The organism is Streptomyces sp. MST-110588 (genome assembly GCF_022695595.1).
Lineage (GTDB): Bacteria > Actinomycetota > Actinomycetes > Streptomycetales > Streptomycetaceae > Streptomyces.
The window spans coordinates 787,624-814,087 of record NZ_CP074380.1; the positions used below are offsets into that span (position 1 = coordinate 787,624).

The following is a 26,464-nucleotide window of genomic DNA, read 5'->3' on the forward strand; positions in this document are numbered from 1 at the left end:
CCTGCGAGTATCGGCTCACGTCAACAACCTCAGCCATCAGACGATTTCCCGCCGCCGACCGGTCCGGCTATCCGCACAGAATCGAGCATTCGGCGCCGGAAACCGTCGAAGGAGGTATTCCACGATGAGTCTCATCTGCAACAAGCAGCCGCAGCAGCCGGCCCCGACCGACAGCACGGCGCACGACATCTACGTCCGCGTGGACGCGCCGATCGCCACCGGGTCCGCGCACCTCATGCGGGCGGGCGCCGAGCTCCACCTGCTCCTGTCCGACCTGGAACTGAACGATCCGCGCCAGGCCGCGGTGCGGGTCTCCTGCGCCGCCGCGGCGGTCAAGGCGGCCCTGGCCGAGTACGACACCTCGCACCGCGCCGCCGTGGAGCTGGGTTTCTACGCCCTGCACGACGAGCTGCTGCGGACCGCGGGCAACGGGTCCTTCCGCATAGGTGAAGTCCTCGGCGAGGCGGGCGGTACGGGGCTGATCGACCTCGACGAGAAGTCCGTGGACGCCATCGCCCGGCGGTACTCCGCGGGCGGCGACGAGGCGGCTTTCACGCACTTCATTGCGGAACTGCGCGAATTCTCCGCAGAACTCGACACTTTCGACCGTGCCACCGCGACCGCGGACGCGTCCGTCTGGCGGGAATTCCCGTGGAAGGCGATCACGCAATTCGACCGCGTCCGCGTATACGGACAGGCACTCGCCATCATCAACGTACTCGGCACGGCGGCCGTCACCGCCACCGCCGACGCATAGAGGGGGAGGAAGAATGAGCGTCAACTGCAACAAGGCATTCAAGCTGAGCCTTGAGTCGCTCCGCGACAAGAAGCGTCTCGCACGGAACGCCGGGATCGCGCTGCTCGGCGCGACCGGCGATGTCTACAAGGCCACGGAACTGGCCGAGCACGGCGACGGCGCGGCCTCCGTGGGCGTGTACGTCGCCTCGGCCCGCGCCAAGCTGCTCAACGCGAGCGCCCTGCTCGGCGAGGTCGTCGCGATCCTGGAATCGGGCAGCCTCAGCGCCGAAACGACCGCCTGGCACCAGGGCCTGGACTACGACCGGCTGTACCGCACCGGCACCGAGGACGGCACGCTGCCGCACGGCCGGGAGACCTGGAGCGAGTTCGCCGGCACGATGGTCAAGGAGGGACCGCTGACCGCGACGGTGGCCCTGCGCGCCCGGATCGAGCGGTCCGCCGGCCTCCTGGCCGAGTGGCTGGACCAGGCGCGGGACGCCGGCTCCGCCGCCGGACTCACCCGGCTGACGGCGGCCGTCACCGACCTGGCCACCCACGCGCGGTTCGTCAGCTACGTCAACGACGTCGAGCCGCTCGACGCCCGGTGGCTGCGGCAGCCGGTCTGAAGGTGAGCCCCGCCCGGGGCAGGTGACGAGAGCGCCGGCGCAGGCCGGCGCTCTTGCCGTGGGCGCGGGCGTGGCCGTCGCCGTGGCCGTACCCGTGGCCGTGCAGACTGGGTGGATGACGACGGCGGACGCGAACATCGAACGGCGCGAGGAAACCTTCCGCAGGTGGCAGCCGTACGGGCTGCTCGGCATCGGCACGCTCCTGGCGGCAGCGTCGGCCCGGCTGCTGACCCCGACCGCCGCCGGACGGACCGCGGTCGCCGTACTGGTCCTGGCGGCACTCGTGCTCCAGTTGTGGTGGGGGCGGGCCGTTCGCAGCCGCCCTGGCCCGGGCCCCGCCTCGGCGGCGTACTACGCCGTGCGCTGGGCGATCGGCTCCGCGCTCACCTGCCTGAACCCCTTCCTCGCGTTCTACGCCGCCGCGGGCTGCTTCGACGCCAACGAGCTGATCCCCGGGCGGCGCCTGCGGTGGCTCGGCCCGTTCGCCTGCTCCTTCCCCATCGCGACCGCCCAGGCCGGCGGGCTGCCGTTCCACAACTCCATGCAGTGGGTCGCGTTCGGCGGGCTCCTGGTGGCCGACAACGCGCTGTTCGCGATCGTCGGCCACCTCTCCGAGCAGTCGGCGCAGCGGTCCCGCGCGCGGGCGGCCACCATCACCGAACTGGAACGCGCCAACGCCGCCCTCCAGCAGGCCCTGGAGGAGAACGCCTCCCTGCACGCCCAGCTCCTGGTCCAGGCACGGGAAGCGGGCATCGCCGACGAACGCGGCCGGCTGGCCGCGGAGATCCACGACACCCTCGCCCAGGGCCTGGCCGGCATCATCACCCAGCTCCAGGCCGTCGCGAACACACCCGACCCGGCCGACGCCCGGGCGCACCTCGCCCGCGCCACCGATCTGGCCCGCCACAGCCTGGGCGAGGCCCGCCGCTCGGTGCACGACCTCGCGCCCGTGGGCCTGACGTACGACGGGCTCCCCCAGGCACTGCGCAAGACGGTCGACCAGTGGGCCGAGCGCAGCGGCGTACGCGGCGAGTTCACGCTCACGGGAACGGCGCAGCACCTGCACGGGGAGGTCTCCTCGGCGCTCCTGCGGATCACCCAGGAGGCCCTGGCGAACGCGTCCAAGCACGCCCTGGCCTCCCGCGTCGGTGTCACGCTCAGCTTCATGGACGACGAGGTCGTCCTGGACGTCCGCGACGACGGGCGGGGCTTTGACCCGTTGAAGCCACCCGTACGCACCACGACCGGCGGCTTCGGCCTGGAAGGCATGCGCGCCCGCGCCGCGCGCATCGCGGGCTCGCTCACCGTCGAGTCCGAGCCGGGAGGCGGCACGGCGGTGTCGGCCCGCCTCCCGCTGGCACGAACGGCAGGGACGTCAGCGGCGGTGAGCGGTGGTGAACAGCGACGAGCGGGACGGGCTACGGGCGATGACGGGCTACGGGCATGACGTGCCCGGTGCCGTCCGCCCCGGGACCGGAATGCCTCGGCGGTGCTGCGCCACCGTCACCGGTACGCCCGCGCCTGGAGCCCGTACATCTTCGCGTACAGGCCGCCGCGCGCCATCAGTTGCCGGTGGCTGCCCGTCTCCGCGACCCTGCCGCCGTCCAGGACGACGATGAGGTCGGCCGCCCGTACGGTGGAGAACCGGTGGGAGACCAGGAGGGTGACGGCGCCGCCGGACGCGCCGTTGGCCGCACGGGCCGCCGCGCCCAGCCGCTCGAAGAGCGCGTGCTCGGTCTCCGCGTCCAGGGACGCCGTCGGCTCGTCCAGCACCAGCAGCAGCGGCCGGGCGCGCATCAGCGCCCGCCCCACGGCCAGTTTCTGCCACTGCCCGCCCGACAGGTCGACCCCGGACGGCCACTGCCGGCCCAACTGGGTGTCCAGTCCGTGCGGCAGGCGCGCGGTCAGTCCGGCCGCCCCGGCCCGGTCCAGCGCGTCCAGGACGGCCCCGCGGTCCTCCAGCCGGGTCACGTCCCCCACCCCGACCGTCTCGCGCGTCAGCAGCTCGAACCGTACGAAGTCCTGGAAACCGGCGCTGAGACGGGCCCGCCACCGCACCGGATCGAACGCCGCGAGCGTGGCGTCCTCGGCCCGGATGCGGCCGTGCGTCGGCTCGTACATCCGGCACAGCAGCTTGATCAGGGTCGTCTTGCCGGAGCCGTTCTCACCGACCAGCGCCACCACGCCGCCGGCGGGCAGGTGGAGGCTGACGTCCCGCAGGACGGTGCGGGAGGTGCCGGGGTAGCGGAAGGTGAGCCGTTCGACGCTGATGCCCCGGCGCAGCGCCGCCGGGACGTCCGCCGTGGGGGCCGCGGGCCGTACCCGGCGCGCGTAGGAGCGCAGCCAGCGGAACCGCTCGGCGCTCTGCAGCAGGTCCACGATCATGCCGGTACCGCCCACCAGCCCGGCGACATGCCCCACGAACCGGCCCGTCAGCAGGACCGCGAGGAGTACGGCGCCCAGGCTCGCCCGGCCCTCGGCGGCGAGTACGGACACCGCGCCGACCGCGGCGAGCAGGCTCAGGGTGTTCAGCAGCCCGGCGGCGCCGCCGATGGCCGCCACCTTCCACTGTGCGGGGCCCATGACCGCGTCGGCCCGGTCGCGGGCCGCCGCACGGCGCCGGGACAGGGCGGGGCCGGCGCCGAGGAGGCGCACCTCCATGCCCGCTGCGGGCCCGGCGGCCAGCCGGGCGAGCCGGCCCGCCAGCCGCTGGTCGGCCGCCGACTTCTCCTGTGCTCGCGCGAGGACCCCGCGGGAGGCCACCTGGAGCCGCAGCGCCACCAGCCCGGCCAGGGGCAGGGCCAGGAGCGCGGGGTGGACCAGTGCCAGCAGGACCGCGGTCACCAGGAAGCCGCCGAGGTCTTCGAGCAGGTTGAGCAGCCAGTTCAGCAGCCCGCCCATGGCCAGGAGCTGGGAGCGCAGCAGGTGCAGCCGGTCCTGGAAGGCGGCGGACTCGTGGTGCCGCAGGCCGGGTATCCGGGCCGTCAGCCGGGCGACCCGCCGGTCGAAGGCGAAACCGACCCGTTCGCTGAGCCCGATCCGGGTGGTGGTTCCGGCGAGTTGGAGCGCCTGCGCCAGGGCGAGGGTCGCCACCAGCAGCAGCGCTCCGGCCAGTGCCGGGCCGAGCGCGTGCCGCTCCGCGCCGTCGGTCATCGACCGCAGCCACAGCGCCTGGAGGGCGCCGAGCCCGGCGGCGGCCGGGACCAGGAACAGTCCCAGGAGCGCCAGTTTCCTGGACTCCCGGAAGGAGCCGGCCACCACGGTGCCGAGGGCGGCGAGCGCGCCACCGGGCGAGCGGCGGGCGGGGCGGGACAGCCGTTCTTCCTCGTCGTGGTCTTCTCCGCCGTCCTGGGTCTCTTGGGCCGGTGCGGACTCCGCGGGTGCGGGCTCCGCGGTGCGGGCTCCGCGGGTGCGGGCTCCGCGGGCAGGCGTACGGGTACGGGTTCCGCTGCGGCGCACCGCTCTCCTTCCGCCTCCGCGTCCTGGAGGAAGCGCGCGGCCTGGAGCCGGTACATCCGCGCGTACCGTCCGTCGGCGGCCATCAGCCGGTCGTGCGGGCCCGCCTCCACGACGCGCCCGTGGTCCAGGACGTAGATGAGGTCGGCCTTGCGTACGCCGGAGAACCGGTGGGATATGAGCAGGGTGGTCCGGCCGCGCGTCACGCCCAGGAACCGTTCGAAGAACTCGGCTTCCGCGCGCGCGTCCAGGTGGGCGGTGGGTTCGTCCAGGATGAGCAGCGCGCCGTTCCGGGCGGCGTACAGGGCCCGGGCCACCGCGACCTTCTGCCACTGCCCGCCCGAGAGTTCGCCGCCGTCCTCGTACTCCCGGGACAGCACCGTCTCCCAGCCGCCGCCGAGGTGCCGCGGCAGCGAAGCGCCGCCCGCCAGCGTCAGGGCCTGCCGCACCGCGTTGTGGCCGTCGGGCGTGCGGGGGGCGTCGAGGCCGATGTTGTCCCGCAGGGACAGCGGGTACTTCACGAAGTCCTGAAGCTGGGGCGCCAGTTGGCGGCGCCAGCCGGCCGGGTCGTAGGAGCGGATGTCGGTCCCGTCGGCGGTGATCCGCCCGCTGTCCGGCTCGTAGAGGCGGCCGAGCAGCTTGATGAGGGTGGTCTTGCCCGCGCCGTTGGCTCCCACCACGGCGACCGATGCCCCGGCCGGGATGCGCAGGTCCAGGCCGTCCAGGACGGGGCGACCGCCGCTACCCGGATAGGTGAACCTCAGCGACTCGACGACGATCTCCCGGCGGAGTGGTACGTCGGGTACGCGGACCGGTCCGGGGCAGCCGTCGACGCTCCCGCCTTTGCCCCCGCTCCCCGGCCCGTCCCTGGCCTGCCCGCCGGCCCATCCCCTGACCCGCCGGTGGCCGTACTGCTACGGCGCTCCAGGGCGATGAGCGACCGCAGCCCCAACAGCGCGCTGCGCAGCAGGTAGTCGGGGTCCCCCGCCCAGGCCAGTGCGGGCAGCCCGATCGCCGCCTGCACCACGATCACCAGGTGCGCCAGCCCCAGTTCGCCGCGCGCGGCGGCCACCGCGGCCCAGCCGAGCACCACCGCCTCGGCCGGTACGAGCACCAGCACCGCGCCGTACGCCCGTCCCGTCGCCCGCCGCCGGGCGGCCCACACCTTCGCCATGCCCGTACGCCAGGTGCCGGTCATCCGGTCCGCCGCCCAGTCGCCGAGGCCGAAGATCCGTACCTCTTTGGCGGGCTCGGGATCGACCGCCAGGCTCCTGTAGTAGCCCGCGCGCCTGATGACCGCGCTCGCCTCGGCCATGCTGCCGTGCACGCTGTGCGCCATCGCCAGGTACGCGCGGTAGGTCAAGGCGGCGGCCAGGCACAGCAGTACGGGCGCCCACCACCGGAACGACGCCAGCAGACAGATCAGACCGACGGCCTGGAGCCGGGGCCGCAGCACGTCCGGCAGCAGCTCCGCCAGCGCGTCGGGCCGGGTCTGCGGGTCGGTGGCCAGCCGGAGCGTGTCCGCGTACCCGGGGTCCTCCAGATGAGCGATTCCGTACGGGGCCAGTCCGGCGGCGGTGACCCGTTCCTCGACCGACCGCGCGACCCGCATCCGCAGCGCGGCGCCCGCACCGGACTCCAGCGCGCCCAGCACCGTCTGGCAGAGCGCCGCCGCCCCGAACGCGCCGAGCATCAGCAGCATGTGCCGCCCGGCCGGGGAGTCCACTCCCGCGTCCACCGCCGCCGGCAGCGAGCCCACCAGCAGGCCCGTGGTCACCACGAGCAGCGCGGCGCTCGCCGCTCCCCCGGCGACGGCCGCGGCGAGTGCCGGTGTGAGACGGTGCGAGGCCGCCCACAGCAGGCGTGCCGCGGACGGGATGCCGGCCCGCTCCGGCGGCCGGTCCTGCGGCCGTCGCCTCCTCATTGCGCTGTCCTCCAGAGCCCGGGTGCCGGTTCCACAACGGCGTCGATGCTCACAGAGGCGGCGGGCCGCCGGTCCCGATCCCGGTCACCGGCGGGCAGCGCCGGACAGCGGTGGGGGCGGCCCGCCCCGTGTACGAGGCGGGCCGCCCCCGGTCACCAGGCCGTAACGGCGTTACAGCCTCACGGCGCCATCTCGTACGCCCCGGACAGCGCCTCGACGCGCTCCCAGACCCGCGCCGAGCGGGCCTCGTCGACGACCGGCCGCCGGACCGCGCCCAGCGCCCAGTCCTGCTGCGCGGCGGTGGCGGAGTCCTTGCCGTACAGCTCGACGGCGTACGCGGAGAAGTCCCGTACCAGGACGGCGAACAGCTCGTCGAGGACGTCCTGCGCCAGGCCGGTCAGCCGCGCCTGCTCCAGGATGAGCTGGCCGTGGACGACCAGCGCGAAGAGCTGTCCGACGGCGAGCAGCAGGTCCAGGTCACGGCTCTGCTCCTCGTCGGGGGCGGCGGTGGTGACGAACTCGCACAGGGCGTCGGCCTGCTCCCGGAAGCGGGCGACGTTGGGCACCTCGGCGTACGCGTCGAAGGCGGGGCGCCAGTCGTGGAAGCGTACGGAACCCAGGCCGCGGGCGGGGCCCTGCCGGAAGAGGAAGTCGTCGTCGGCCGCGTCCAGGCGGGTCGGCACGGGCTCGTACCCGGCCGGGTCCAGCAGGTGGCTGCGCAGGAACTTCAGGATCAGCGCGAGGTTGACGTGGACGGTGCCCTCCAGCTTGGGCAGCCCCCGGATCTCGGAGGCCGCCTGGGCGAAGTAGGTGTCCTTCTCGAAGCCCTTGGCCGCGATGACGTCCCACATCAGGTCGATGACCTTCTCGCCCTCGGTGGTCACCTTCATCTTCGTCATCGGGTTGAAGAGCAGGTAGCGGCGGTCGTCGGGGCCGGCGGAGCGGAAGTAGTCCACGGCGCGGTCGCTGAAGAGCTTCATGCCGACCAGGCGGACGTAGGCGTCGGTCAGTTCACGGCGTACGTGCGGGAAGGCGGTGACGGGGCGGCCGTAGAGGATGCGGTTGTGGGCGTGGGTGACGGCCTCGTACATCGCGTGCTCGCAGATGCCGATCGAGGCGGTGCACAGGTTGAACTTGCCGACGTTGACGGTGTTCAGGGCGGCGTCGAAGGCGGCACGGCCGGTGTGCAGGATGTCCTCGGGGGCGACCGGGTAGTCCTCCAGGCGGAACTCGCTGACGTACTTCGAGGAGTCCACGACGTTCTTCACCAGGTGGTACGCCGGGTGGCGGCTGTCGGCGGCGAAGAAGACATAGCCGTCCGGGCCCTCGACGTCGCTGCGGCGGCCGAAGACCGAGACGAGTCCGGCGGCGTTGCCGTTGCCGATGTAGTACTTGGAGCCGCTGGCCCGGAAGCCGCCGGTGCCGTCCGGCTCCAGCAGCATGTCGGTGTGGTAGATGTCCGCGCCGTGGGTCTTCTCGGACAGGCCGAAGGCGAACACCTCGCCCTGCTCCAGGAGTCGCGCGGCACGCTCGTGGGCGGCGGCGTTCCGGCTCTGCCAGACCGGGCCGAGGCCGAGGATGGTCACCTGCCAGGCGTACCAGTAGTCGAGCCCGTAGAAGCCGAAGATCTCGTTGAGTGCGGCGATCCGGGCGGTGTCCCACCGCTTGTCCTGATGGCCGTCCGCGGCGGCGGCCGGGGTGAGGAAGGTGGCGAACAGCCCTTCCTTGGCGGAGAAGGCGAGGAAGTCCGCCAGCCAGGCGCGGGAGCGGTAGTCCTCGATCAGCCTGCGCTTCCCGCGCTCCTCGAACCAGTCGACGGTGGCGCGCAGCAGCCGGCGGGTCTCGGGGTCGAAGTGCGCGGGGTCGTAGGTGCGCGGGTTGAACAGCAGCGGGTCGGCCATGGGGGTCGCCTTTCGGCTCGGGGTCGGGACCGGGGTCAGGACCGGGGTCGAGGTCGTGGACCAGGGCCGGGGTCGTGGACCGGCAGTCAAGGATCGGGAATCACCGGCTCAGGGGCCGGGGCTCAGGGAGCGGGGCTCGGGGCTCGGGGCTCGCAGACGGGCGTTCCGTCGGCTGCCCGACGTCTCAGCGCCTCGCGTCGAGCCGGCGGAGGGTGGCGAGGACGTCCTCCAGCCAGGCGAGCGTCATCCGCTCGTACGCGATGCCGCCGCGCAGCACGGCATGCTGCAGCTCCTGCCCGGCATCGGGTACGGCGGGTGCCGTGGGCCCGGTGAAGTCCCGCAGCTCACCCGCGAGGTAGTGCGCGAGCCGGTCGGCGTGCGCCTGGTGGTGCCGCTCGATCTCCTGGATCAGCGCCGCCGGATCGCCGAAGGCCGCGCCGCGGATCTTCACGGCGAGTTCGTGCCGGACGCTCTCCTGCTCGATCGGCTCGTGCAGCCACTCGGCGAGGGCGGCACGTCCCGGCTCGGCGACGGAATACTCCTTTTTGTCCGGCCGGGCCTGCTGCGACACCTGACGTACGTCGATCCAGCCGTCACCCTCCATACGCTTGAGCACGCGATAGATCTGCTGGTGGGTGGCGGTCCAGAAGTAGCCGATGGACCGGTCGAACCGCCGGGCCAGCTCGTAGCCGGAGCCCGGCTTCTCCAGCAGCGAGACGAGAATCGCGTGTTCGAGCGCCATGCCCCGATCCTGGTATGCAACTCGTTGCATGGACAAGAGCTGCCGCCCGGGTGAGACACGGCTCACCCGGGCGTACCTCACGCCCCTTCGGTCGCGCCTGCCGTGGCGGGCCTGGCGGTGATCCGCTTCCGGAAGCAGACCCGGTCCTGGCCCGGCCCGTCGTAATCCGTGTGTACGGGCAGACCGTCCACCTCGCGGTCCCCCTCTTCCAGTACGAAGCCCATGGCCTGGTGGAAGGCGATGGACCCCGTGTTCGCCGGAGAGGTGATCGCCCGGACCTCGCGGCGCCCTGCCGCCGCGGCCCGGTCGATGAACTCCGTGTACAGGCCGCGGGCCACGCCTCGTCCCCGCAGCTCCGGGTCGACGCCCACGAAATGGATGTACGCCCCTCCTCGTCGTCGGCGGAGTGGAAGCCGACGAGGAAGGCCCTGATCCCGGTGCCGTCCTCCACCACCAGGCTGGTCGAGGCGAAGAACTGCAGGAAGAGCCTCGGGAGCAGCAGGGACAGCTCACGGGCCTGGGCCGGCGTGCGCGAGTCGCCCCACCACTGCTGTACGCGGGTGACGAGCGCGCCGTGGTCGGTCAGGCGTGCCCGGCGTGTGCGGGTGGTCCTCATGTCGCTCCTCCTGGTGATCCGGCCGCGGTCGTGCCCGCGGATCACCGGCCACGCTACTTTCCGAGGGCGAGTGCGTGCGCCTCGTCGATCAGGTCGCGCAGCGCGGAGGAGGCCGGGGCCACGGCCGTGGCGAGCAGGGCCGGCCCGCCCGCCAGTGGCGCGAGGACGGCGCACCCGCCCTTGGAACCCTCCCGGAGCAGGACGGGCGGGCGCCGGGTGTCCGTCCCCGGGCCCACGAGCAGGAGTTGCCCGACGGCGCGGTGCCCGTTCACCACGGCCGGGCCGTCCCAGCCGGGCTCCGGGTCCCCGTACGCCGAGCACTGGTCGAGCAGCGTACGTCCGGCCCGGCGGACCAGAAGGCGGCTGACGAGGTGGCCCGGCTCCTCGCCGGCCCGGCCCAGAAGCTGCTCCTCGCGCAGCACCAGCCGTGCAGTGGCGGCGAGTTCGACGGTGCACGTCTGATGCAGATTGCTGCCGGCGGCGCTGATCAGCGGCCGTGGCAGCCAGCGCAGGGTCGCGTGGTCCCCGACCGTCAGCCGTACGTCGTAGGTGGCCGCCGCGGTGGTGGGACCGCGCAGGGCGAGCGTGGCGGCGGCCGTGGTGACCTCCAGTTCCGCCCGGTCCCCGACGGTGATGTCCAGGGCGAGCCGGTCGCCGCCCAGCGGGGCGCTCATCGCGCCGATGATCCCCACCTTGGCGGCACTCCCGTCGGTGCGCATGCGCCGCAGATGGAACGGTCCCTCGCTGTGCAGTTGCGGAAGTGCGGTCAGGCGTCCGTTGTGCGCGGCCCGGATGCGGGCGGTGGCCCACACCCCGGCCGGCTCCTCGGGCCCGGGAGTGCACACGCCCGGGTCGCCGGGGGGCCGGTGTCCGGCGACCCGGGTACGGGACGACGTCAGGTCACATCACCTCAAGACAGGCGGACGGGAGAACGGGCCGAGCAGGCCGGCCCAGGTCAGAACAGGAAGTACCGCTGCGCCATCGGCAGTTCGCTGACGTAGGCGCGCGGTACGGTCGCGCCGTTGAGCACGGTACGGGCGTCCCCGGTGGTCGCGCCGCCGATGGTGACCTCGAAGCTGTTGTGGTCGACCTCCAGGCTCTGGGGAACCGTGTCGTTCAGCTTCATGTGCTGCTTCTTGACCCCCCGGGTGCTCCCGATCCCCACGAACTTCTTGCCGAGGCCGAGACCGTCGTACGTGTGGTCCGCGTCGGCGCCGCCGTTCAGCCGGAGTGCCACCTGATCGTCGGCCACGAAGTTGTAGGAGTTGCTTGCCGGGGAGTGGCCGGTGGCGCCCCAGACCTCCCGCGGCAGGTAGGGCTGCGGCGTCGTGATCGAGGCATTGGCGTCGCCGACCTGCGCGTAGGCGAGCTGCCCGCCCTTGATCACCATATGGATCTTGACCCCGAAGAACTTCGGCTCCCACAGCACCAGATCGGCGAGCTTGCCGGTTTCCACGGAACCGACGTACTGGTCGATGCCGTGTGTGATCGCCGGATTGACGGTGTACTTGGCGATGTAGCGACGTGCCCGGTAGTTGTCGTTCGGCGTCAGCGCCTTGCCGTTGTACGAGTGGTCCGGGTCCTCCTCGGGCGGGCGGATCCTGGCGTTGTCGAGGTCCTCCTTCAGGGGTCCGTAGCGGCATTTCATGACATGCGCCGTCTGCCAGGTCCGCAGGATCATCTCGCCGATGCGGCCCATGGCCTGGGCATCGGAGGACATCATCGAGATGGCGCCCATGTCGTGGAGGAGATCCTCCGCGGCCATGGTGGAGGGCCGGATGCGGGAGTCGGCGAACGCCATGTCCGCGGGGATGTCCGGGTTGAGATGGTGGCAGACCACCATCATGTCGATGTGTTCCTTGACGGTGTTCACCGTCAGCGGGCGGGTCGGATTGGTCGAGGCGGGAAGGACGTTCTCCTCCTTGACCAGCTCGATCATGTCCGGCGCGTGGCCGCCGCCGGCTCCCTCGACGTGGAAGATGTGCAGGGAGCGGCCCTTGAACGCCTCGCGGGTGCTGTCGAGGAAACCCGACTCGTTCAGCGAGTCGGCGTGCAGGGCGAGTTGGATGTGCCGCTGCTCGCAGACCTCCAGCGCGTTGTCGATCACCGCGGGGGTCGCACCCCAGTCCTCGTGGATCTTCAGGCCGCAGACCCCGGCGTCCACCTGCTCGTGAAGGGCCTCCTTGCTCATCGTGCTGCCCTTGCCCAGCAGACCGATGTTGACCGGGTACGCGTCCAGCCCCTCGAACGTCCGGGTGATGTGCCACGTCCCCGGCGTCACCGTGGTGGCCGTGCTTCCTTCAGCCGGTCCGGTACCGCCGCCGATGAGGGTGGTCACGCCCGAGGCAAGGGCCTCCTGGATCTCTCCCGGGCAGATGAAATGGACGTGGGTGTCCACGCCGCCGGCCGTGAGGATCCGCCCGTTGCCGGAGATCACCTCGGTGCTCGGGCCGACCACGAAGTTCGTCGGTTCCGCCGTCGGCGGAAGCGTGTCGGCCGGGTCGGCACGATGGCGGGCCGGCTCCTCGAAGTCCTCGATCCCGTTCATCGTCTCGGGGTTGTACGCCTTGCCGATGGCCGCGATCCTGCCGTCGCGGATGCCGACGTCGGCCTTGACCACACCCCACCAGTCGAGGATCAGCGCACCGGTGATCACCGTGTCGACGGGCTCACGGGACGCGTCGCCGCCCCGCCCCTGGGGATGTGCGACATCCCCATCGACTCGCGGATCACCTTTCCCCCGCCGAAGATCATCTCGTTGCCGCTGTGTCGCGGTCCGCCGCTCCAGTCGGCCTCGATCTCCACCGTGAGCTCGGTGTCGGCGAGGCGGACGCGGTCCTTGGTGGTCGGTCCGTACAGGGCGGTGTAATCCGCCCGCTTCAGTACGTTGCTCTGCCTGCGGTCCGGTCGGCCGGCCATCACAGGGTCCCCTCGCGCAGTCCCTGGATCCTCGTCAGGTCGTCCTTGGCGTCGCCCTCGATCTCCACCAGCTCCACACAGCACTCGTCGCCCGGTTCGAAGCGTACGGACGTGCCCGCGGCGATGTTGAGCCGCCGGCCCCGGGCCTCGGCGCAGTACCTGAGCTGCCCGTTGGTGACGGGCGTGCCGACCGGGTTCTCCACGACCTCCAGGCCCGGGTTGACCTCGGCGAAGTGGTAGTGGGAGCCGACCTGGACGGGGCGGTCCGCCGTGTTCCGTACCTTGATCGTCTTCTTGCCGCCGCTGAGCAGGGTGGCCTTGTTGAACTCGATCGCCTCATACCAGGCGGCCTCGTCCGCGCACTCCTCGCAGCAGGCGCACGGGTCCCCGCTCTCGGCCTCGCCCTCGTCGCAGCCGACCGGGCAGCGCGGCGAGCGCGGTGGCCGGGGGTGCTCGACCTTGCCCGGACAGACCTCGGGCTCCTCTGCGGCCTCCGGAATGGGATCATGGAGAGTGACCAGCTTGGTGCCGTCCGGGAAGGTGGCCTCCACCTGGACACTTTTGATCATCTCGGGGACGCCGGCCATCACGTCCTGGCGACCGAGCACCTGACGGCCCGAATCCATGATGTCGCTGACCGTCCGGCCGTCGCGCGCCGACTCCAGGACATGAGCGGTCAGCACGGCCATCACCTCGGGATAATTCAGGAGCAGCCCCCGGTCGCGGCGCTTGTGTGCCACCTCGGCCGCGACATGGACCAGCAAGCGCTCCTGCTCATGCGGAGTCAGATGCATAAGACCCGCTTTCTCTTGTGGGGACGGTACGTGCGGCCGGGCGCGCCGGAGATCACGGGCGGCTTCCCCGGCACGGCGCAGGCCGCCCTCGCATACTCGGTGCAGGAAGCCGACGGGACGGCCCGATCCCGGGACCGTCCACACCATGGGGTGAAACCGAGGCATGAGGGGCGCACGGGCGCAACGTCAACGCTCGGCAGAGGCCCACCGACTCACCGGGCCCGCGCGGCGGTCCGCGCCCCGGCGGGCGAGCCGGTCAGCCGATCGCGAGCGGGAGCCTGGCGGCCAGTTCCCCCAGTTCGGCCTTCTCCGCCTCGGCCGGGGCCCGCCGACCGGTGCCGATCAGCAGCGCGTCCTTGTCGGAGAAGGACGCGGGGAACGCCGCACCGGCGATCTTCTCCAGCAGCTCACGTGACCGGGCGAGCCCTTCGGCGGGCGGCTGCGCGGCGTCCGGGAGGTGCGCGATCAGGTCGAGGTGGTGCAGGGTCCACTCCAGGACGTACGCGTGGAGGTAGTCGCCCGCGGTGAGCACCATGTCCTGGGTGGCGACCCGGAGGGCGGGATCGGCGAGTCCGGCGGCGCGGCCGGCGGCGGAACCGACGTCGTCCAGGTGGAACTTGAGCAGCCACGGCTCTTCGTACGCGGCGGCCAGCCGGACGATCAGCGCGTCGAGCGGGTCGTCACCGGTCGGGGGCTCGACGAGGTTCCAGTAGGTCGCCGCGTCCCGGGTCGGTTCCGTACCGGCAGGCGTGACCAGGGTGATCAGGACGTCCTGGGCGTCGATGACCAGGTGGCACACCAGGTCCCGCACGAGCCAGCCGGTGCAGCCGGACGGCCGCGCGAAGTCCTCGTCCGCCAGCTCGGCGACGGCTGTGCGCAGCGCTGCCCACGAGCGCGAGAAGAGATCCACGGCGGCAAGCTAGCAGCGCACCGGCCGCGGCGGCGACCGGTTTCACCGGCCATCCGAGGAGCGACCGCGCGGCCCGGGGTCGTCGTGAAGGGTCAGGGCTCCGGCGAGGTCGAGGTCGGCGACCGTGCCGTGTGCCCCGGCGCGGACCAGCAGCACGGCGCCGAGCGCGGTGCTCCAGAACGTCCTGGCCTCCACGTCGAGCGGTCGACGGGCCCGCCAGCCGCGACCGTCGACGAGCCGGCTCACGAAGCGCTCGGACTGCCGGAACAGCAACTGGAGGTGCCGGTCGACCACGGGGGCGAGTTCGGGCCGGGAGATACCGGCGGCGAGTGCTCGTGCGACCGACGGGAGCGAGGGCATGGCCAGTACGGCGCGGGCGATGTTGCGCCGGAACGCCGCCGCGTCGGGGGCCTGGCGGCCGATGCGCTCGATCCGTCGGGCGTCGTGCAGCAGGCCGAGGAAGGCGGCGTGCACGAGCAGTGAGTCCTTGGAGCCGAAGTAGTAGGTGACCTGATTGGGGAAGACGCCTGCCGCGTCCGCGATCTCCGCGACGCTCACCTCGGCGCCGGGCCGCTCCTTGCAGAGCCGTGCGGTGGCCTCGATCAGCCGGCGCCTGGTCGCACGACCGCGGTCACGCGGCCGGGCCGACGTTTCCCGGGCTTCGGTTCGCTTCTTGTCCACACCGGAATTGTATGTGATACAACAATGCCTCGTTGGCTTGTATGGCATACAAGAAAGGTTGAGTAGCATGCACCGGACCGAAGTCGTCGTCACCGGACTCGGCGCGATCACACCCCTCGGGGCAGATGTGGCGTCCACCTGGGACGCCCTGCTGGCCGGCGAGTCCGGCATCCGCGGCGGCGTCCTGCCCGGCCACGACGACGCCGGCCTTCCCGACACCGTCGCAGGCACCATGGCGATCGACCCCGCCGAGCTGCTGCCGCCGGTACAGGCCAGGCGGCTGGACCGCACGCAGCAGGCGGCCTTCGTCGCGGCGGCCGAAGCCTGGGCCGATGCCGGTACCCCGCAGGTGGACCCGGACCGGCTCGCATCGGCGATCGGCACGGGCATCGGTGGCGTACGGACACTGCTGAAGGAAGACGACGTACTGGAAGCGGCCGGGACCCGGCGCGTCTCGCCGCGTACGGTCCCCATGCTCATGCCCAATGCGGCGGCAGCGCTGATCAGCATCGAATACGGCGCCCGGGCCGGGGTCTACACGCCCGTCTCGGCGTGCTCCTCCGGTGCCGAGGCGATCGCCCTGGGGGCCAGGCTCATCCGGGCCGGCGAGGCGGACGTGGTCATCGCGGGCGGGACCGAGGCCGCCATCACCCCGATCACCGTTGCCGGCTTCGCCCAGGCACAGGCACTGTCGCGGCACACCGCCGAACCCGCGTCGGCGTCCCGGCCGTTCGCCGCGGACCGCAGTGGATTCGTCCTCAGCGAAGGCGCCGCCGTCATGGTCCTCGAAAGCGCCGGGCATGCCGGCGCCCGGGGCGCGCGCGTCCACGCGGTGCTCGCAGGCGCGGGCATCGCCGCCGACGCCCACCACATCACGGCGCCCGCCCCCGACGGCTCCGGTCAGATCTCGGCCATGCACAAGGCCCTCGCGCAAGCCGGTCTGGCTCCCGGGCAGATCAGCCACATCAACGCCCACGCCACCGGAACCCCGGTCGGCGACATCGCCGAGGCCCACGCGATCGGGAAGGTCTTCGGCCACGCCACCGTGACAGCCCCCAAGGCGGCGCTCGGCCATCTCTTCGGCGCCGCCGGCGCGATCGAGGCGCTCATCGCCGTCCTCGGCGTGGAGCACGGCGTCATCCCGCCGACCCGCAACCTCACCGCGGCCGGCATCGGTCCCGACATCGATCTCGATGTCGTCACGGAGCGACGGGACGTCCCCCAGCAGGCCGTACTCAGCAACTCCTTCGGGTTCGGCGGGCAGAACGTCTCACTCGTCTTCGCCGGCGCACGGCACCACGCGTCCCGTACAGCCCCGGCCACGCCCTGACTCACACCAACGCACCGTTGCCCGTGGAGGAGCGCTGCCGATCGGCCCGCCGGCGATCACGCGTCCCAGGTGACCGGGAGGCTCTTCACCCCGTAGATGTCCGCCGTCTCCGGGCGCAGGCCGACCTCTTCGGCCGGTACGGCCAGGCGCAGCGTGGGGAAGCGGTCGACCAGGGCGGTGAACGCGACCTGCATCTCGACGCGGGCCAGTTGCTGGCCCAGGCACTGGTGGATGCCGTGACCGAAGGCCAGGTGCCCGCCGTCCTGCCTGCGGAGGTCGAGGACGTCGGGGTCGGTGAAGCGCTCGGGGTCGCGGTTGGCGGTGTGGTACGACAGGATGACGCGCGTACCGGCCTCGATGGTCACGCCGTCCAGCTCCACGTCCTCCAGCGCCGTCCTCATGAACGTCTTGGCGACGCTCAGATAGCGCAGCAGTTCCTCCACGGCCCGGCCGGCGAGCGCGGGATCGGCGCGCAGCGCGGCCAGTTGCCCCGGATTCCGCAGCAGCGCGAAGGTGCCCAGCGCGAGCATGTTGGCGGTGGTGTCGAGCCCCGCCGCCAGCAGGATCAAGCTGATCCCGCGCAGTTCCTCATCGGTCAGATCGCTGTCGGTGAGGTCGCTGAGTACGTCGTCGGTGGGGTTCGCGCGCTTGGCGGCCACCAGTTCCGCGAGGTAGTCCTGGGTCGCGGTGTAGGCCGCGATCAGCTCCTCGTCGCCGGTCTCCCCGTTCATGAACGACTCGACCTGCTCCTGGAAGGAGTCCCGGTCCTGGTACGGCACCCCCAGCAGCTCGCAGATGACGATGGCGGGGATGGGCTTGGCGAACGCGGTCACCAGGTCGGCCGGCGGCCCGGTCTTCTCCATCGCGTCCAGGCAGTCGGCGGTGATCTGCTCGATGCGCTCGGTGAGCTGCCGCATCCGCCGCACGGTGAACTTGCCCGCCAGCGGCTTGCGATAGCGCCGGTGCTCCGGGTCGTCCATGAGGAGGAACTCGCCGGGCGGCGCCGGAGGGACCTCGATGTCCCCGTAGTCGATGGTCGGGTGGAGCATGAGGTCCTTGCGCGAGCTGAACCGCGGGTCGGCCAGAACCGACCTGACCAGGTCGTATCCGGTGATCAGCAGGCCCGGTCGACCGCCGGGGAAGGTGTAGCGGCTGATGGGGCCGTGCCGGCGGGCGTCGGTCAGCTCCGTCGGCGGGTCGAAGGGGCAGCCGGGCCGGCGCGCCGACGGCATCGTCGTGACGGTATGGAGGGACTCGTTCGTGGCTCCATGCGTCGTCTCATTCATGACCGCTCCTCAGCTCGCGTCGGCATGTGTTTTGCGATGCTCGAAAGCTACGTTGCGTTCAGTAAATCGTCAATCAAGTGACGGCGTTATTGCAGGCTAGGAGCGGTAAATTGGTGCAATGATGTTGAGCTTGAATGCAACGACTTGTTGCAATGGATGACGGCGGAGGCAATGCTGACGGCCTGCCGGGACGATTCCTCACCCAGCCTGTGCGCCGGCGTGCCGCAGCCGGGCTCAAGGTGGGGCATTCCTGGAGCGGGCCGTCCAGGACATGATGGAGCCGGCCGACCGCCGGCGCGCTCCTGGCGCGCGAGGCCCGGGCGGGTCACGGCGGAACCGGGCGATGAGCGAGGAGGCGTGGCCATGCGTATCCCTGGTCCCGAGCCCCGGGCGGACGGTGGGGTGGGCGCCGTCGCGGCGGCGGGCGGGCTGCACAACTACCAGTTGCGGCTGCACGCCGAGTGCGGGCCCGTCGTACGGTTCCAGCTTCCGGGCGCGGAGACGGCCGTATCGGTGGCCGACCCCGTACTGCTGGAGGCCACGGCCGGCATCGACAAACGGCCGGAGCGGCTGTTCGCGTTCCTGGCCCCGCTGTGCGAGGCCGGCAATCTGCAGGTGATGGCGGCTCTAGGTTCCGCGATTTCGTGAGCACCGGCGCGTGATCATGAGCATCGTTCGAGCATTTCCGCGCGATCGTGGGCAGCGGTACCGGCTCGGCGACGCTGCGCCGGCACTGGGCGCGGAGCTGTGTGAGGACTTCGCGCCGGGCGGGCCGGTCGTTTGGAGGTCTTGCTGTACGTCGGCTCCCGACGGCTGTTCAGGTGGCGATGTCGGCGAGCCTCGTGACCTCGTCGAGGTCGTCCGTTGCGGGCACGAAGATGATCTCGTCCACACCGAGGTCGGTGTACTCCTTGATGGACCGCTCGATCGTCTCCCGGGTGGTGCGGAGCACCGCGTTGGCGGCGATGTCCTTGGGGGCCAGCCGATAGAAGTCCTCGATGTTCGCCCGTCCGGCCTCGGGGTCGCCCAGTGCGAAACAGGTGAGGACGACGAGTTTCGGGGCGCCCTGGCGGCCTGCCTGTCGCCAGGCCCGTTTCGCCGCCTCGAAACTGGGCGCCGTCATGGCCGGAGGCAGCGAACCGCCGATGTAGCCCTCTCCCCAGCGCACCATGCGGTCCAGCGCACGAGCGGAGTACCCGCCGAACAGCATGGGGACGTGCCGGGTGCCCGACGGCACGGCCGGGTTCGGTCCGTTGCCGGCCGGCGCCCCGCTCCAGATCTCGCGGTACGTCGCCAGGTCGGATTCCAGCCGCGCGCCACGACCGTGCATGCCGTGACCGGGCACGGTGAACTCGTCCTCGCGCGACCCGACGCCGACACCGAGCGTGAGCCGGGCGCCGGAGACGCCGTCGATGCCCGCGATCTCCTTGGCCAGCAGAGCGCCGGGCCACGTCGGGGCCAGCAGGACCGCGCTGAGCAGTCCGATCGTGGTAGTCGCCCCGGCCGCGGCCGCGAGCGCGACGGTGTCGCTCACGCCCGGGTATGCGTAGCGCCCGGTCGTGGCAAGGGTGGAGAATCCCGCTTCCTCGGCCCGGGCCGCCCAGGGTGGAAGGGCCGACGCCCTGACGTCGCGGACCTGATTCGGAAGTCCGATGCCGATCTGCACAGTGGTTCCTCTCTGGGGTGGGGTCAGCCCTGCGTCAGGGTGTGCCGGGCAGGCTTCGGAAGAATTCCCGGATGTCGGCCACGAGTAGCTCGGGTGCTTGGAGGGCTGGGAAGTGCCCGCCTCGCTCGTACTCCCGCCAGCGGGTGATCAGGTGGGACCTTTTCGCCAGGTCCCGGATCGTGTGGTCCCCGGGGAAGTTCGCCACCGCTGTCGGGACCATCGACGGCGACGGTCTTCCCGTTGGCAGTTCGGCCCCGGCCTCGAAGTAGAGGCGTGCGGCAGAGCCCGCTGTCCTCGTCAGCCAGTAGATGGTGACGTTGGTCAGGATCGCGTCCCGGTCGACGGCGGTGTGCTTGGTCGCGGCGGGGTCGTAGTCGACGAACCATTCGGAATTCCAGGCCAGTTGACCGGCGGGCGAGTCGTTCAGCGCGTAGGCGATCGTCTGTGGGCGGGTGCTCATCTCGTGCATGTAGCCGGAACGCCCGTACCACCACCGCTCGTGTGCGAGCGCCCGTTCGCGATCGGCTTCGCCGAGCATGTCGAGCTCGTCGGGGGACATGGGCCACGCGGCGAAGGCCAATGCGTTGACGTGCACTCCGATCAGCCGTTCCGCGGCAACCCGGCCGAGCTCGGGCGCGATGAGACTGCCGAAATCCCCTCCCTGGGCCGCGTAGCGCTCGTACCCAGGCCGCTCATGAGCTGAGCCCAGGCGCGGGCGGTGCGGTTGACGCCCCAGCCGCGATCGCGGGTCGGACCGGAGAAGGCGTACCCGGGCAGGGAGGGCGCGACGACATGGAAGGCGTCGACCGGGTCGCCTCCGTGCGCGCGGGGATCGGTGAGCGGTTTGAGGATCGCCTGGAAGTCGGCGATCGTGCTGGGCCAGCCGTGCGTGATGATCAGGGGCGTCGCGTCAGGCTCGGGGGAACGGACGTGCAGGAAGTGGATGTTCTGCCCGTCGATCTCGGTGGTGAACTGCGGGTGCGCGTTGAGCGCCGCCTCGTGCGCTCGCCAGTCGTAGCCCTCGCGCCAGTAGCCGACCAGGTCCCGCAGCCATGCCCTGTTGACGCCGTGGGACCAGTCGGCCCCAGGCAGTTCATCGGGCCAGCGGGTGCGCTCCAGGCGCTCCGCGAGGTCCATGAGGTCTTCTTCGGGTGTGTCGATCCGGAAGGGGCGGGGTTCAAACGCCATGTGACTCTCCTGGGTTGTGCAATACACACTGCGGCGGCACGCCGCGCTGAAGGTGGTGTTGGGCCCGAGGCAGCGATCGCCCCTGCGCGCCGCGATCGGCGGCATGCGAACGTTCCGCGGAAGCATGTCCAAGTGGTGCGACGGTCCCGGCCATACGGGGTGCATGGCCGGCTGCGGCCGGCGTGCCGGGCCGCCCCGCCCGTCGCTTCAGGCGCCGTTTTCGACCAGGGCCTTGAGCCGCGGCAGGGTCTTCTCGATGCCCTCGGCGTTCCAGCGGGGCCACGGTGTGCGCAGGAGCAGTCCGCGCACGGGCGAGGTGGAGAAGTCGCAGGTCTCGACGACCCGTGTGGCGCCGTCGACGGCTTCGAGTTCGTAGCGCCAGCGGTGCTTGCCGGGGTGGCACCACGCGATGCGCCGGTCCGCCTCGAACTCGACCACAGTGTTCACGATTTGGTAGCGCACGCCGAACAGTTTCATGGCTGTCTTGAACGTGTCGCCCAGGCCCAGGCGGGCGGGTCCCGATACCGCGTTTTTCACGGTGCCCGAGCCGTCGAAGTCGGCGTGACGGCGCGGATCGGCGAGCACCGAGAAAACCGTCGAGGGCAGTGCGGCGATGATGATGCTGCGTGAGATCAAGAGGGGGCGGGATACGGAGGACATGCGGCACTCCTCATTCGCTCATTGCGGCCCGAAGCGCAACATGACAACATGTTGCCATGTCCGAGAAGGTAGCTAGACGACAACATGTTGTCAACGATGGCGACCGGGCCTGTGATGCCTACAGCGCGCTGATCGACCAGGTCGTCAGACTCGCCGACGTCGTCGAAGCGATCGGCAACGGCATCGCCCGGCCGACCGGCCAGAGCCTGGCGCGCTGGCAGGTCCTCGCCGAGGTCGAACACGAAGCCGCCCCGATCGGAGCCATCGCCTGCCGGCTCGGCCACACCCGCCAGGCAGTCCAGCGCGTCGCGGACCTGCTCGTCGAGGACGAACTCGCCTGCTACCGGCCCAATCCCGCACACCAGCGGGCCAAGCTGCTCGAGGTCACCCCGCCCGGCCGCGCCGCACTGCACAGGATGCAGGCGGCCTACACCCAGCTGGCCCTGCGCACCACCGAAGGTCTCGACCCGGAAAGGCTCAACCTCGCCCACGAGACCCTCGGCGAGCTGCAGCGCCGCCTCGAATCCGAACTGACCTGACGACCCATCGAATGACGCGCCGGCACTCAGGGGATCTCGATACACAGATCCCCGGCTGGACCGCCACCAGGGCCCACCGCTGCGACAAAATAAGCGTAGCGAAACCGGAGACCCTCCGGATCATTGTCCTTCCATCGCCCCTCGTTCAGTCCGCGGAAGGACGCCCTCATACCCAAGCCGCCCGCCATACGCTCCTGTCAGCACCCTCACGCCGACGGCGGAATACCCGGAACCGACGTTACGCAGAGCGACTAGATGGCATCCCAATCAACCGTTCTGCTCATGACCCCCACCCTGTGGCGGTGGGTACTGCTGTCGGTACTGGCCAAACGCCCTTCTCACGAGCGGCACTTCGCGCGGTTCACCGCGCTGGCGACGGACCTGGCGGACCGTTGGGCCGGGCAGGCCGGCCGCGAGCCGGTCGCACTCCAGAAGGATCTGACCGCGCTGTCGCTGCGGATGATCTGTGTGTACGCGCTGGGGAGCGAGGCCGCGGACCCCGACCGTGTCATCGCGGCCTTCGAGGAGGTGCTCACCACATACCTGGGACAGCTCTACGAGGTGCCGGCCCCGGGCCCGCAGGAGGAACGCACCGAGCGGGCCGCGCGGGCCCTGGCCTATCTGCGCACGACGGTCGACCGGGTCGTCGCGGCGCACCGCTCCGGCGGCCGTACGGACCCCAGCGATCTGATCGGGGCGCTCGTCGAGGCCGGTGAGCGCCCCGCACGCATCCGCGACACCGTGATGATGACGCTGCTGGCCGCCCACCACACCACCGGGGTGGCCGTCTCGTGGACCTTGCATCTGCTGGGGCGCCATCCCGAGGCGGCCGAACGCGTCGCCAGCGAGCTGGACCGCGTACTCGGTGACCGTACGGTGCCCGAGTACGCCGACCTGCGGCGGCTCACGTACCTGGACATGGTGCTGAAGGAGTCGATGCGGCTCTACCCGCCCGGCCCGTACGGCGCGCGCGAGACCACCGAGGCGCTTGCCCTGGGCGACTACGAGATCCCGGCCGGGACCACGGTCTTCTACCCGTTCTGGGCCGTCCATATGAACCCCGACCACTGGCCCGAGCCCGAGAGGTTCCTGCCCGAGCGCTTCACCCCGCAAGAGGTCGCCAAGCGGCCGAGGCTGGCCTACATCCCGTTCGGGATCGGGCCGCGCAGTTGCGAGGGCGCCTCTCTCGCCATGGTCGAGGCCGAGCTGGTCATGGCCGTACTGCTCAAACGCTTCCGGTTCCGGCCCGCGCCGGGACACGAAGTGACGCCGATCGAACGGTTCGTGCTGTGGGCGGCCGACGACATCCGCATGACCGTGAGCCCGCGGACACCGAGGTAGTTCCACCCGGTGACCGCCCGGCAGTTGCTCCGGCATCCCGGACACCTGCGTTTCATCGGGGACACACGGAAAGTCACGGAACGGAGGGGCCGGTCCGCAGAGAAGGCCGGGCAGACGTCACTCGGGGCCGGCGGTCGGCGGCGGTCCCCCGGAGCGCGCGCTCAGCGTCCGGCCGAGCAGTCTGCGCAGTCGGGCGGAGGCTCCTTTCAGTTCCCCGAGGCGTCCTACCTCTTCGGCCTCCAGCTCCTCGCGTCGCGCCAGTGCGGCGACCGCCGCGTAGGGCCGTTCGCCCGCTGCGAGCTTCGCGGCCACGGCCTGGAGGACCGCTCGCAGCACGGCACCGTCGGCATGGGGGTGCTCTGCCAGCAGACGGAGCAGCTTGTTGTCGTTCCACGGGCTGTCGCGTGCCGAGGACAACTCGCGGAGGACCACGGGAGGCGTGTGGGGGTTGACGGCCAACGCGTGCCAGACGAAGGGATAGGGGCGACGCGCGAGGCGATGCAGTACGGCGGCGTCCGTCTCGGCACGCGCCGATTCAAGGTAGTCGGCCGGTGTAGGCACGCGAACAGGCCCCCTCGGGTTGTTTGACCGCCAATCCTCCCATCACGCGGTCAAGGGCGGCGCAGGCGTTCGAGTTCGTCGGCGCGGCGGTGGTCCTTCGGCCGCCCGATGGCCCGTCGCATGCGGATGAGGTCGTCGAGGGCCACGTAGCGGATCGTGAAGCCGGACGGGTCGTGCGCGTGCTCGGCACGGGACAGGCAGGGGGCGACGTCGAGGCCGCCCCAGTCCAGGGCGGGCGTGCACAGGTCTCCGGCCGCGCCGTCCACGCGGTAGGCGACCTGCGCCTGGTCCAGGGCGGGCGGCTCGGGGCAGCCGACGATGACCAGGGCGTCGCGCAGGGCCCGGGCCTGCGCGGGGGTGCCGTCCCACAGGAGGTCGAGGTCGCCGGTCAATTCGGCCGAGCCGTGCATGATGCCGGCGACCTGGCCGACGACCACGGCATGGGAGCCGGCCCTGTCCAGGGCGCGGAGAAAGGGGAACGGGTCGAAGCCGAGCGCCCCGTCCGTGGCGAAGGTGCCCGTGAGGCCGTCGGCGTCCTCCGGCCGTCTTCCCGTGGCCGTACGGTCGCGAGTGGCGTCCCGGATACGGGAGATGGCCTGATGAAGTCGTGTGACAGCGGTACGGGTCATGCGCCCATCCAACACTGCGCTGAACGCGTCTTCGACAGGCCGCCCTTGTTGCCGTCACCTGGGGACGTCTGAGTTCTACGGTCGGCGTGAAGGTGCGAGTGCAAACGTGGGCGTGGGCACGGGTGGGCGTGGGCACGGGGGCCGTACGGGGCGGGGGCCGGGGGCCGGCCGGGCCCGTCCCGTTACGGCCGGGGAGACCCCAGGAACGGGACGGGCGGGGCGGGGTCAGGAGTTCTTGCGGCCCTTCATGGAGTCCTTCATCCCTTGGGCCTTGCCCTTCATCTCGTCCATCGCGCCTTGGCCTTGCCCTTGGCCTGGTCGGTACGGCCCTCGCCGCGCATCCGGTCGTTGTCGCCGGCCTTGCCGGCCATCTCCTTGGCCTTGCCCTTGATCTTGTCCTTGGCACTGTTGCCGCCCATGACACACTCCTTCGTGTTGTTGCAGGGGCGAACACCAAGCTGCCGCAGGCCGACGGGGAGCGCATCCGGAGGCGGCTACCGGTACGTGCTGCCCGCCCGCACGGCGCGGGCGCAGACCCGCCCGATGCCATGTCCGGCGGGTGCATTGACCTGACACGTGGGCGGGGCCAGGGTGTTGCGCACGCTGTTACACCGTTACACCGCAAGGCAGCGCATTGCACCGCAAGGCAACGCACTGCATCGCAAGGCAGCGCATTGCAAAGGCACCGTCCATCACCTTCTCCTCCTCACATCCACACACCGGAGGAAGGACTGTCGCATGCGAAGACGAGACTTCGTCGGCGGACTGGCGGGCACCGCGGCCGGGTTGGGGCTGACCGCCACGGCCGTAGGACCGGCCACCGCCGCCTCCATGACCACCCCCGGCCACCGCACCGCGGGCACCGGGACCGCCGCCCACCGCACCGCCACCCGCCGGGCCGCAGCCTGGCAGACCGTTCCGGCGCCGGCCGCGCGCCCGGGAGCGCGGCTGTACGGGGTCGCGGCCCCCCGGCCGGAAGTGGCCTGGGCCGTCGGCGTGGAGGGCCTGGGCGACACCACCCAGCCGCAGCGCCCGGTCGCCCTGCACTGGGACGGCACCGCCTGGAGCCGTACGGATCTGGCGCATCTGACCTACTCCGGCCCCTTGTACGCCGTGGCCGCGGCCGGTCCCCGTACGGCCTGGGCGGTCGGCACCGGCGACTCCGACCAGAGTCATCTGCTGACGTGGGACGGCACCACCTGGCAGGAGACACGCTTCCCCGGAAGCGGCACCGCGGGCACCGTACTGAACGACGTGACCGCCACCCGCGACGGCTGCGCCTGGGCCGCCGGCCGCCACGGCGACCGGGCCGGGCTGCTGCACTGGAACGGCCGCGCCTGGCGCTGGTGTCCGCCGCTGCCGCAGGGGACGCCCACGCCCGCGCGCGTCCACGTCACGCCGAGCGGCGAGGTCTGGGTGTGCGGTGACGTCATCGCACGGTGGGACGGCGCCTGGACCGTGATCGCGCGCGGGACCGGTCTGCGCAGCACGCTCACCGGCATACTCCCCGTCACCCACGACGACATCTGGCTGACCGGATACAGCTACGGGGTCGGCGGCCCGCCCGGGAAGCCGCCGAGCATCATCCTCCAGCACTGGGACGGCACCGCGTGGTCCACCGTCAAGGCACCGTTCTCGATCGGACTGCTCAGCTCCATCGTCGGTGACGAGCGGGGCCGGCCCGACCGCATCACCGGGTGGGATTTCTGGGACCAGTCGCGCGCCCACTATCTGCGCTGGGACGGTACGGCGTGGGTCAGCGAGCGGGGCCCGGAACTCCCGCCGGCCGTACTGATGACGGAGCTGACGCCGATCCCCGGCACGTCCGGCTACTGGTCCGTGGGCACCACGTCCTTCTACCCGAACCCGCCGGCCCAACTGCACATCGAGCGCTTCGGGTAGGCCGCGCGGGGCCGGAACGGACGTCGCCCGGCGTCCACCGCGCGGCGCGTCCGCC

General features: G+C 71.5%; 23 protein-coding genes and 4 pseudogenes. 8 read left to right on the forward strand and 19 right to left on the reverse strand.

Translation table 11 applies throughout. The annotated features are described in order from the left end of the window. Positions 1 to 124 precede the first annotated feature (124 nt). From KGS77_RS03490 to KGS77_RS03500, 3 genes are all read left to right on the forward strand, one after another. Positions 125 to 757, forward strand: coding sequence for a hypothetical protein (locus tag KGS77_RS03490; protein ID WP_242578629.1), 633 nt, complete (start codon positions 125 to 127; stop codon positions 755 to 757). A 13-nt stretch (positions 758 to 770) separates the two neighbouring features. After that, the gene (locus KGS77_RS03495; protein ID WP_242578630.1) at positions 771 to 1,364 is read left to right on the forward strand and encodes a hypothetical protein; all 594 of its coding nucleotides are present in this window, start codon (positions 771 to 773) and stop codon (positions 1,362 to 1,364) included. Positions 1,365 to 1,479: 115 nt separating this feature from the next. Then, positions 1,480 to 2,811 (forward strand): sensor histidine kinase, encoded by a 1,332-nt coding sequence (locus KGS77_RS03500; protein WP_242578631.1) that lies wholly within the window; start codon positions 1,480 to 1,482, stop codon positions 2,809 to 2,811. Positions 2,812 to 2,867: 56 nt separating this feature from the next. Here the strand turns inward: KGS77_RS03500 and KGS77_RS03505 are convergent, their stop codons facing one another. The 12 genes and pseudogenes from KGS77_RS03505 to KGS77_RS03560 form a co-directional block, all read right to left on the reverse strand. Beyond that, the gene (locus tag KGS77_RS03505; RefSeq protein ID WP_242578632.1) at positions 2,868 to 4,625 is read right to left on the reverse strand and encodes an ABC transporter ATP-binding protein; all 1,758 of its coding nucleotides are present in this window, start codon (positions 4,623 to 4,625) and stop codon (positions 2,868 to 2,870) included. After that, a complete protein-coding gene (locus KGS77_RS03510; protein ID WP_347404575.1) occupies positions 4,514 to 5,599 on the reverse strand; it encodes an ABC transporter ATP-binding protein in 1,086 nt (361 codons plus the stop codon). The genes KGS77_RS03505 and KGS77_RS03510 overlap by 112 nt, the downstream gene beginning before the upstream one ends. After that, positions 5,581 to 6,744, reverse strand: coding sequence for a hypothetical protein (locus tag KGS77_RS03515; RefSeq protein WP_242578634.1), 1,164 nt, complete (start codon positions 6,742 to 6,744; stop codon positions 5,581 to 5,583). The genes KGS77_RS03510 and KGS77_RS03515 overlap by 19 nt, the downstream gene beginning before the upstream one ends. Before the next feature lie 179 nt (positions 6,745 to 6,923). After that, complete coding sequence (locus KGS77_RS03520) at positions 6,924 to 8,645, reverse strand: acyl-CoA dehydrogenase family protein (protein WP_242578635.1); 1,722 nt, start codon at positions 8,643 to 8,645, stop codon at positions 6,924 to 6,926. A 184-nt stretch (positions 8,646 to 8,829) separates the two neighbouring features. Further along, on the reverse strand, positions 8,830 to 9,387 hold the full coding sequence (locus KGS77_RS03525; protein WP_242578636.1) for a PadR family transcriptional regulator: 558 nt from the start codon (positions 9,385 to 9,387) through the stop codon (positions 8,830 to 8,832). Positions 9,388 to 9,464: 77 nt separating this feature from the next. Continuing rightward, a complete protein-coding gene (locus tag KGS77_RS03530) occupies positions 9,465 to 9,758 on the reverse strand; it encodes a GNAT family N-acetyltransferase (protein WP_242578637.1) in 294 nt (97 codons plus the stop codon). A 298-nt stretch (positions 9,759 to 10,056) separates the two neighbouring features. Further along, positions 10,057 to 10,815, reverse strand: coding sequence for an urease accessory protein UreD (locus KGS77_RS03535; RefSeq protein ID WP_347404430.1), 759 nt, complete (start codon positions 10,813 to 10,815; stop codon positions 10,057 to 10,059). A gap of 143 nt (positions 10,816 to 10,958) precedes the next feature. Continuing rightward, positions 10,959 to 12,922: pseudogene (locus KGS77_RS03540) on the reverse strand (urease subunit alpha). Beyond that, positions 12,922 to 13,443: an urease subunit beta gene (locus tag KGS77_RS03545; protein WP_242587273.1), complete on the reverse strand. Its 522-nt coding sequence runs from the start codon at positions 13,441 to 13,443 to the stop codon at positions 12,922 to 12,924. The pseudogene KGS77_RS03540 and the gene KGS77_RS03545 overlap by 1 nt, the downstream one beginning before the upstream one ends. Next, positions 13,420 to 13,716: pseudogene (locus KGS77_RS03550) on the reverse strand (urease subunit gamma); the annotation flags it as partial. The pseudogene KGS77_RS03550 and the gene KGS77_RS03545, both read right to left, overlap by 24 nt. Positions 13,717 to 13,972: 256 nt before the next feature. Continuing rightward, positions 13,973 to 14,626: a maleylpyruvate isomerase N-terminal domain-containing protein gene (locus KGS77_RS03555; RefSeq protein WP_242578639.1), complete on the reverse strand. Its 654-nt coding sequence runs from the start codon at positions 14,624 to 14,626 to the stop codon at positions 13,973 to 13,975. 42 nt (positions 14,627 to 14,668) lie between these two features. Continuing rightward, the gene (locus tag KGS77_RS03560; RefSeq protein WP_242578640.1) at positions 14,669 to 15,307 is read right to left on the reverse strand and encodes a TetR/AcrR family transcriptional regulator C-terminal domain-containing protein; all 639 of its coding nucleotides are present in this window, start codon (positions 15,305 to 15,307) and stop codon (positions 14,669 to 14,671) included. A 67-nt stretch (positions 15,308 to 15,374) separates the two neighbouring features. On the opposite strand from KGS77_RS03560, the gene KGS77_RS03565 reads away from it, so the two are divergent. Further along, on the forward strand, positions 15,375 to 16,637 hold the full coding sequence (locus KGS77_RS03565; protein ID WP_242578641.1) for a beta-ketoacyl-[acyl-carrier-protein] synthase family protein: 1,263 nt from the start codon (positions 15,375 to 15,377) through the stop codon (positions 16,635 to 16,637). Between the two features lie 56 nt (positions 16,638 to 16,693). Here KGS77_RS03565 and KGS77_RS03570 read toward each other — a convergent pair whose 3' ends face one another. Continuing rightward, positions 16,694 to 17,923, reverse strand: coding sequence for a cytochrome P450 (locus tag KGS77_RS03570; RefSeq protein WP_242578642.1), 1,230 nt, complete (start codon positions 17,921 to 17,923; stop codon positions 16,694 to 16,696). A gap of 363 nt (positions 17,924 to 18,286) precedes the next feature. Here KGS77_RS03570 and KGS77_RS03575 point away from each other — a divergent pair, with 363 nt between their 5' ends. Continuing rightward, positions 18,287 to 18,571, forward strand: coding sequence for a hypothetical protein (locus tag KGS77_RS03575; protein WP_242578643.1), 285 nt, complete (start codon positions 18,287 to 18,289; stop codon positions 18,569 to 18,571). A 169-nt stretch (positions 18,572 to 18,740) separates the two neighbouring features. Here KGS77_RS03575 and KGS77_RS03580 read toward each other — a convergent pair whose 3' ends face one another. From KGS77_RS03580 to KGS77_RS03590, 3 genes and pseudogenes are all read right to left on the reverse strand, one after another. Then, positions 18,741 to 19,589 carry an LLM class flavin-dependent oxidoreductase gene (locus tag KGS77_RS03580; protein WP_242578644.1) on the reverse strand — a complete coding sequence of 283 codons (849 nt, stop codon included), beginning with the start codon at positions 19,587 to 19,589 and terminating at the stop codon, positions 18,741 to 18,743. A gap of 34 nt (positions 19,590 to 19,623) precedes the next feature. After that, a pseudogene (locus tag KGS77_RS03585) lies at positions 19,624 to 20,777 on the reverse strand (epoxide hydrolase family protein). A gap of 207 nt (positions 20,778 to 20,984) precedes the next feature. Next, the gene (locus KGS77_RS03590; RefSeq protein ID WP_242578645.1) at positions 20,985 to 21,437 is read right to left on the reverse strand and encodes an SRPBCC family protein; all 453 of its coding nucleotides are present in this window, start codon (positions 21,435 to 21,437) and stop codon (positions 20,985 to 20,987) included. Positions 21,438 to 21,493: 56 nt separating this feature from the next. Between KGS77_RS03590 and KGS77_RS03595 the strand changes: the two genes are divergently transcribed. Continuing rightward, entirely contained in the window at positions 21,494 to 21,976 is a 483-nt protein-coding gene (locus tag KGS77_RS03595) for a MarR family winged helix-turn-helix transcriptional regulator (RefSeq protein WP_242578646.1), read from the forward strand. A 282-nt stretch (positions 21,977 to 22,258) separates the two neighbouring features. Continuing rightward, complete coding sequence (locus KGS77_RS03600; RefSeq protein ID WP_242578647.1) at positions 22,259 to 23,317, forward strand: cytochrome P450; 1,059 nt, start codon at positions 22,259 to 22,261, stop codon at positions 23,315 to 23,317. 117 nt (positions 23,318 to 23,434) lie between these two features. Here KGS77_RS03600 and KGS77_RS03605 read toward each other — a convergent pair whose 3' ends face one another. The 3 genes and pseudogenes from KGS77_RS03605 to KGS77_RS03615 all read right to left on the reverse strand — a co-directional run bounded on the left by KGS77_RS03605 (position 23,435) and on the right by KGS77_RS03615 (position 24,926). Continuing rightward, positions 23,435 to 23,878 (reverse strand): hypothetical protein, encoded by a 444-nt coding sequence (locus KGS77_RS03605; protein WP_242578648.1) that lies wholly within the window; start codon positions 23,876 to 23,878, stop codon positions 23,435 to 23,437. A 50-nt stretch (positions 23,879 to 23,928) separates the two neighbouring features. After that, positions 23,929 to 24,507: a hypothetical protein gene (locus KGS77_RS03610; RefSeq protein ID WP_242578649.1), complete on the reverse strand. Its 579-nt coding sequence runs from the start codon at positions 24,505 to 24,507 to the stop codon at positions 23,929 to 23,931. Between the two features lie 225 nt (positions 24,508 to 24,732). Further along, positions 24,733 to 24,926: pseudogene (locus KGS77_RS03615) on the reverse strand (CsbD family protein). Positions 24,927 to 25,245: 319 nt separating this feature from the next. On the opposite strand from KGS77_RS03615, the gene KGS77_RS03620 reads away from it, so the two are divergent. Continuing rightward, positions 25,246 to 26,409: a hypothetical protein gene (locus KGS77_RS03620; protein WP_242578650.1), complete on the forward strand. Its 1,164-nt coding sequence runs from the start codon at positions 25,246 to 25,248 to the stop codon at positions 26,407 to 26,409. Positions 26,410 to 26,464 lie beyond the last annotated feature (55 nt).

Coding starts and splice junctions, on each gene's coding strand:
- KGS77_RS03525 (WP_242578636.1), bottom strand. CDS start 9,387: ATGGCGCTCGAACACGCGATTCTCGTCTCGCTGCTGGAGAAGCCGGGC.
- KGS77_RS03610 (WP_242578649.1), bottom strand. CDS start 24,507: ATGACCCGTACCGCTGTCACACGACTTCATCAGGCCATCTCCCGTATC.
- KGS77_RS03495 (WP_242578630.1), top strand. CDS start 771: ATGAGCGTCAACTGCAACAAGGCATTCAAGCTGAGCCTTGAGTCGCTC.
- KGS77_RS03590 (WP_242578645.1), bottom strand. CDS start 21,437: ATGTCCTCCGTATCCCGCCCCCTCTTGATCTCACGCAGCATCATCATC.
- KGS77_RS03565 (WP_242578641.1), top strand. CDS start 15,375: ATGCACCGGACCGAAGTCGTCGTCACCGGACTCGGCGCGATCACACCC.
- KGS77_RS03595 (WP_242578646.1), top strand. CDS start 21,494: ATGTCCGAGAAGGTAGCTAGACGACAACATGTTGTCAACGATGGCGAC.
- KGS77_RS03600 (WP_242578647.1), top strand. CDS start 22,259: ATGACCCCCACCCTGTGGCGGTGGGTACTGCTGTCGGTACTGGCCAAA.
- KGS77_RS03575 (WP_242578643.1), top strand. CDS start 18,287: ATGCGTATCCCTGGTCCCGAGCCCCGGGCGGACGGTGGGGTGGGCGCC.
- KGS77_RS03490 (WP_242578629.1), top strand. CDS start 125: ATGAGTCTCATCTGCAACAAGCAGCCGCAGCAGCCGGCCCCGACCGAC.
- KGS77_RS03515 (WP_242578634.1), bottom strand. CDS start 6,744: ATGAGGAGGCGACGGCCGCAGGACCGGCCGCCGGAGCGGGCCGGCATC.
- KGS77_RS03570 (WP_242578642.1), bottom strand. CDS start 17,923: ATGAATGAGACGACGCATGGAGCCACGAACGAGTCCCTCCATACCGTC.
- KGS77_RS03620 (WP_242578650.1), top strand. CDS start 25,246: ATGCGAAGACGAGACTTCGTCGGCGGACTGGCGGGCACCGCGGCCGGG.
- KGS77_RS03520 (WP_242578635.1), bottom strand. CDS start 8,645: ATGGCCGACCCGCTGCTGTTCAACCCGCGCACCTACGACCCCGCGCAC.
- KGS77_RS03500 (WP_242578631.1), top strand. CDS start 1,480: ATGACGACGGCGGACGCGAACATCGAACGGCGCGAGGAAACCTTCCGC.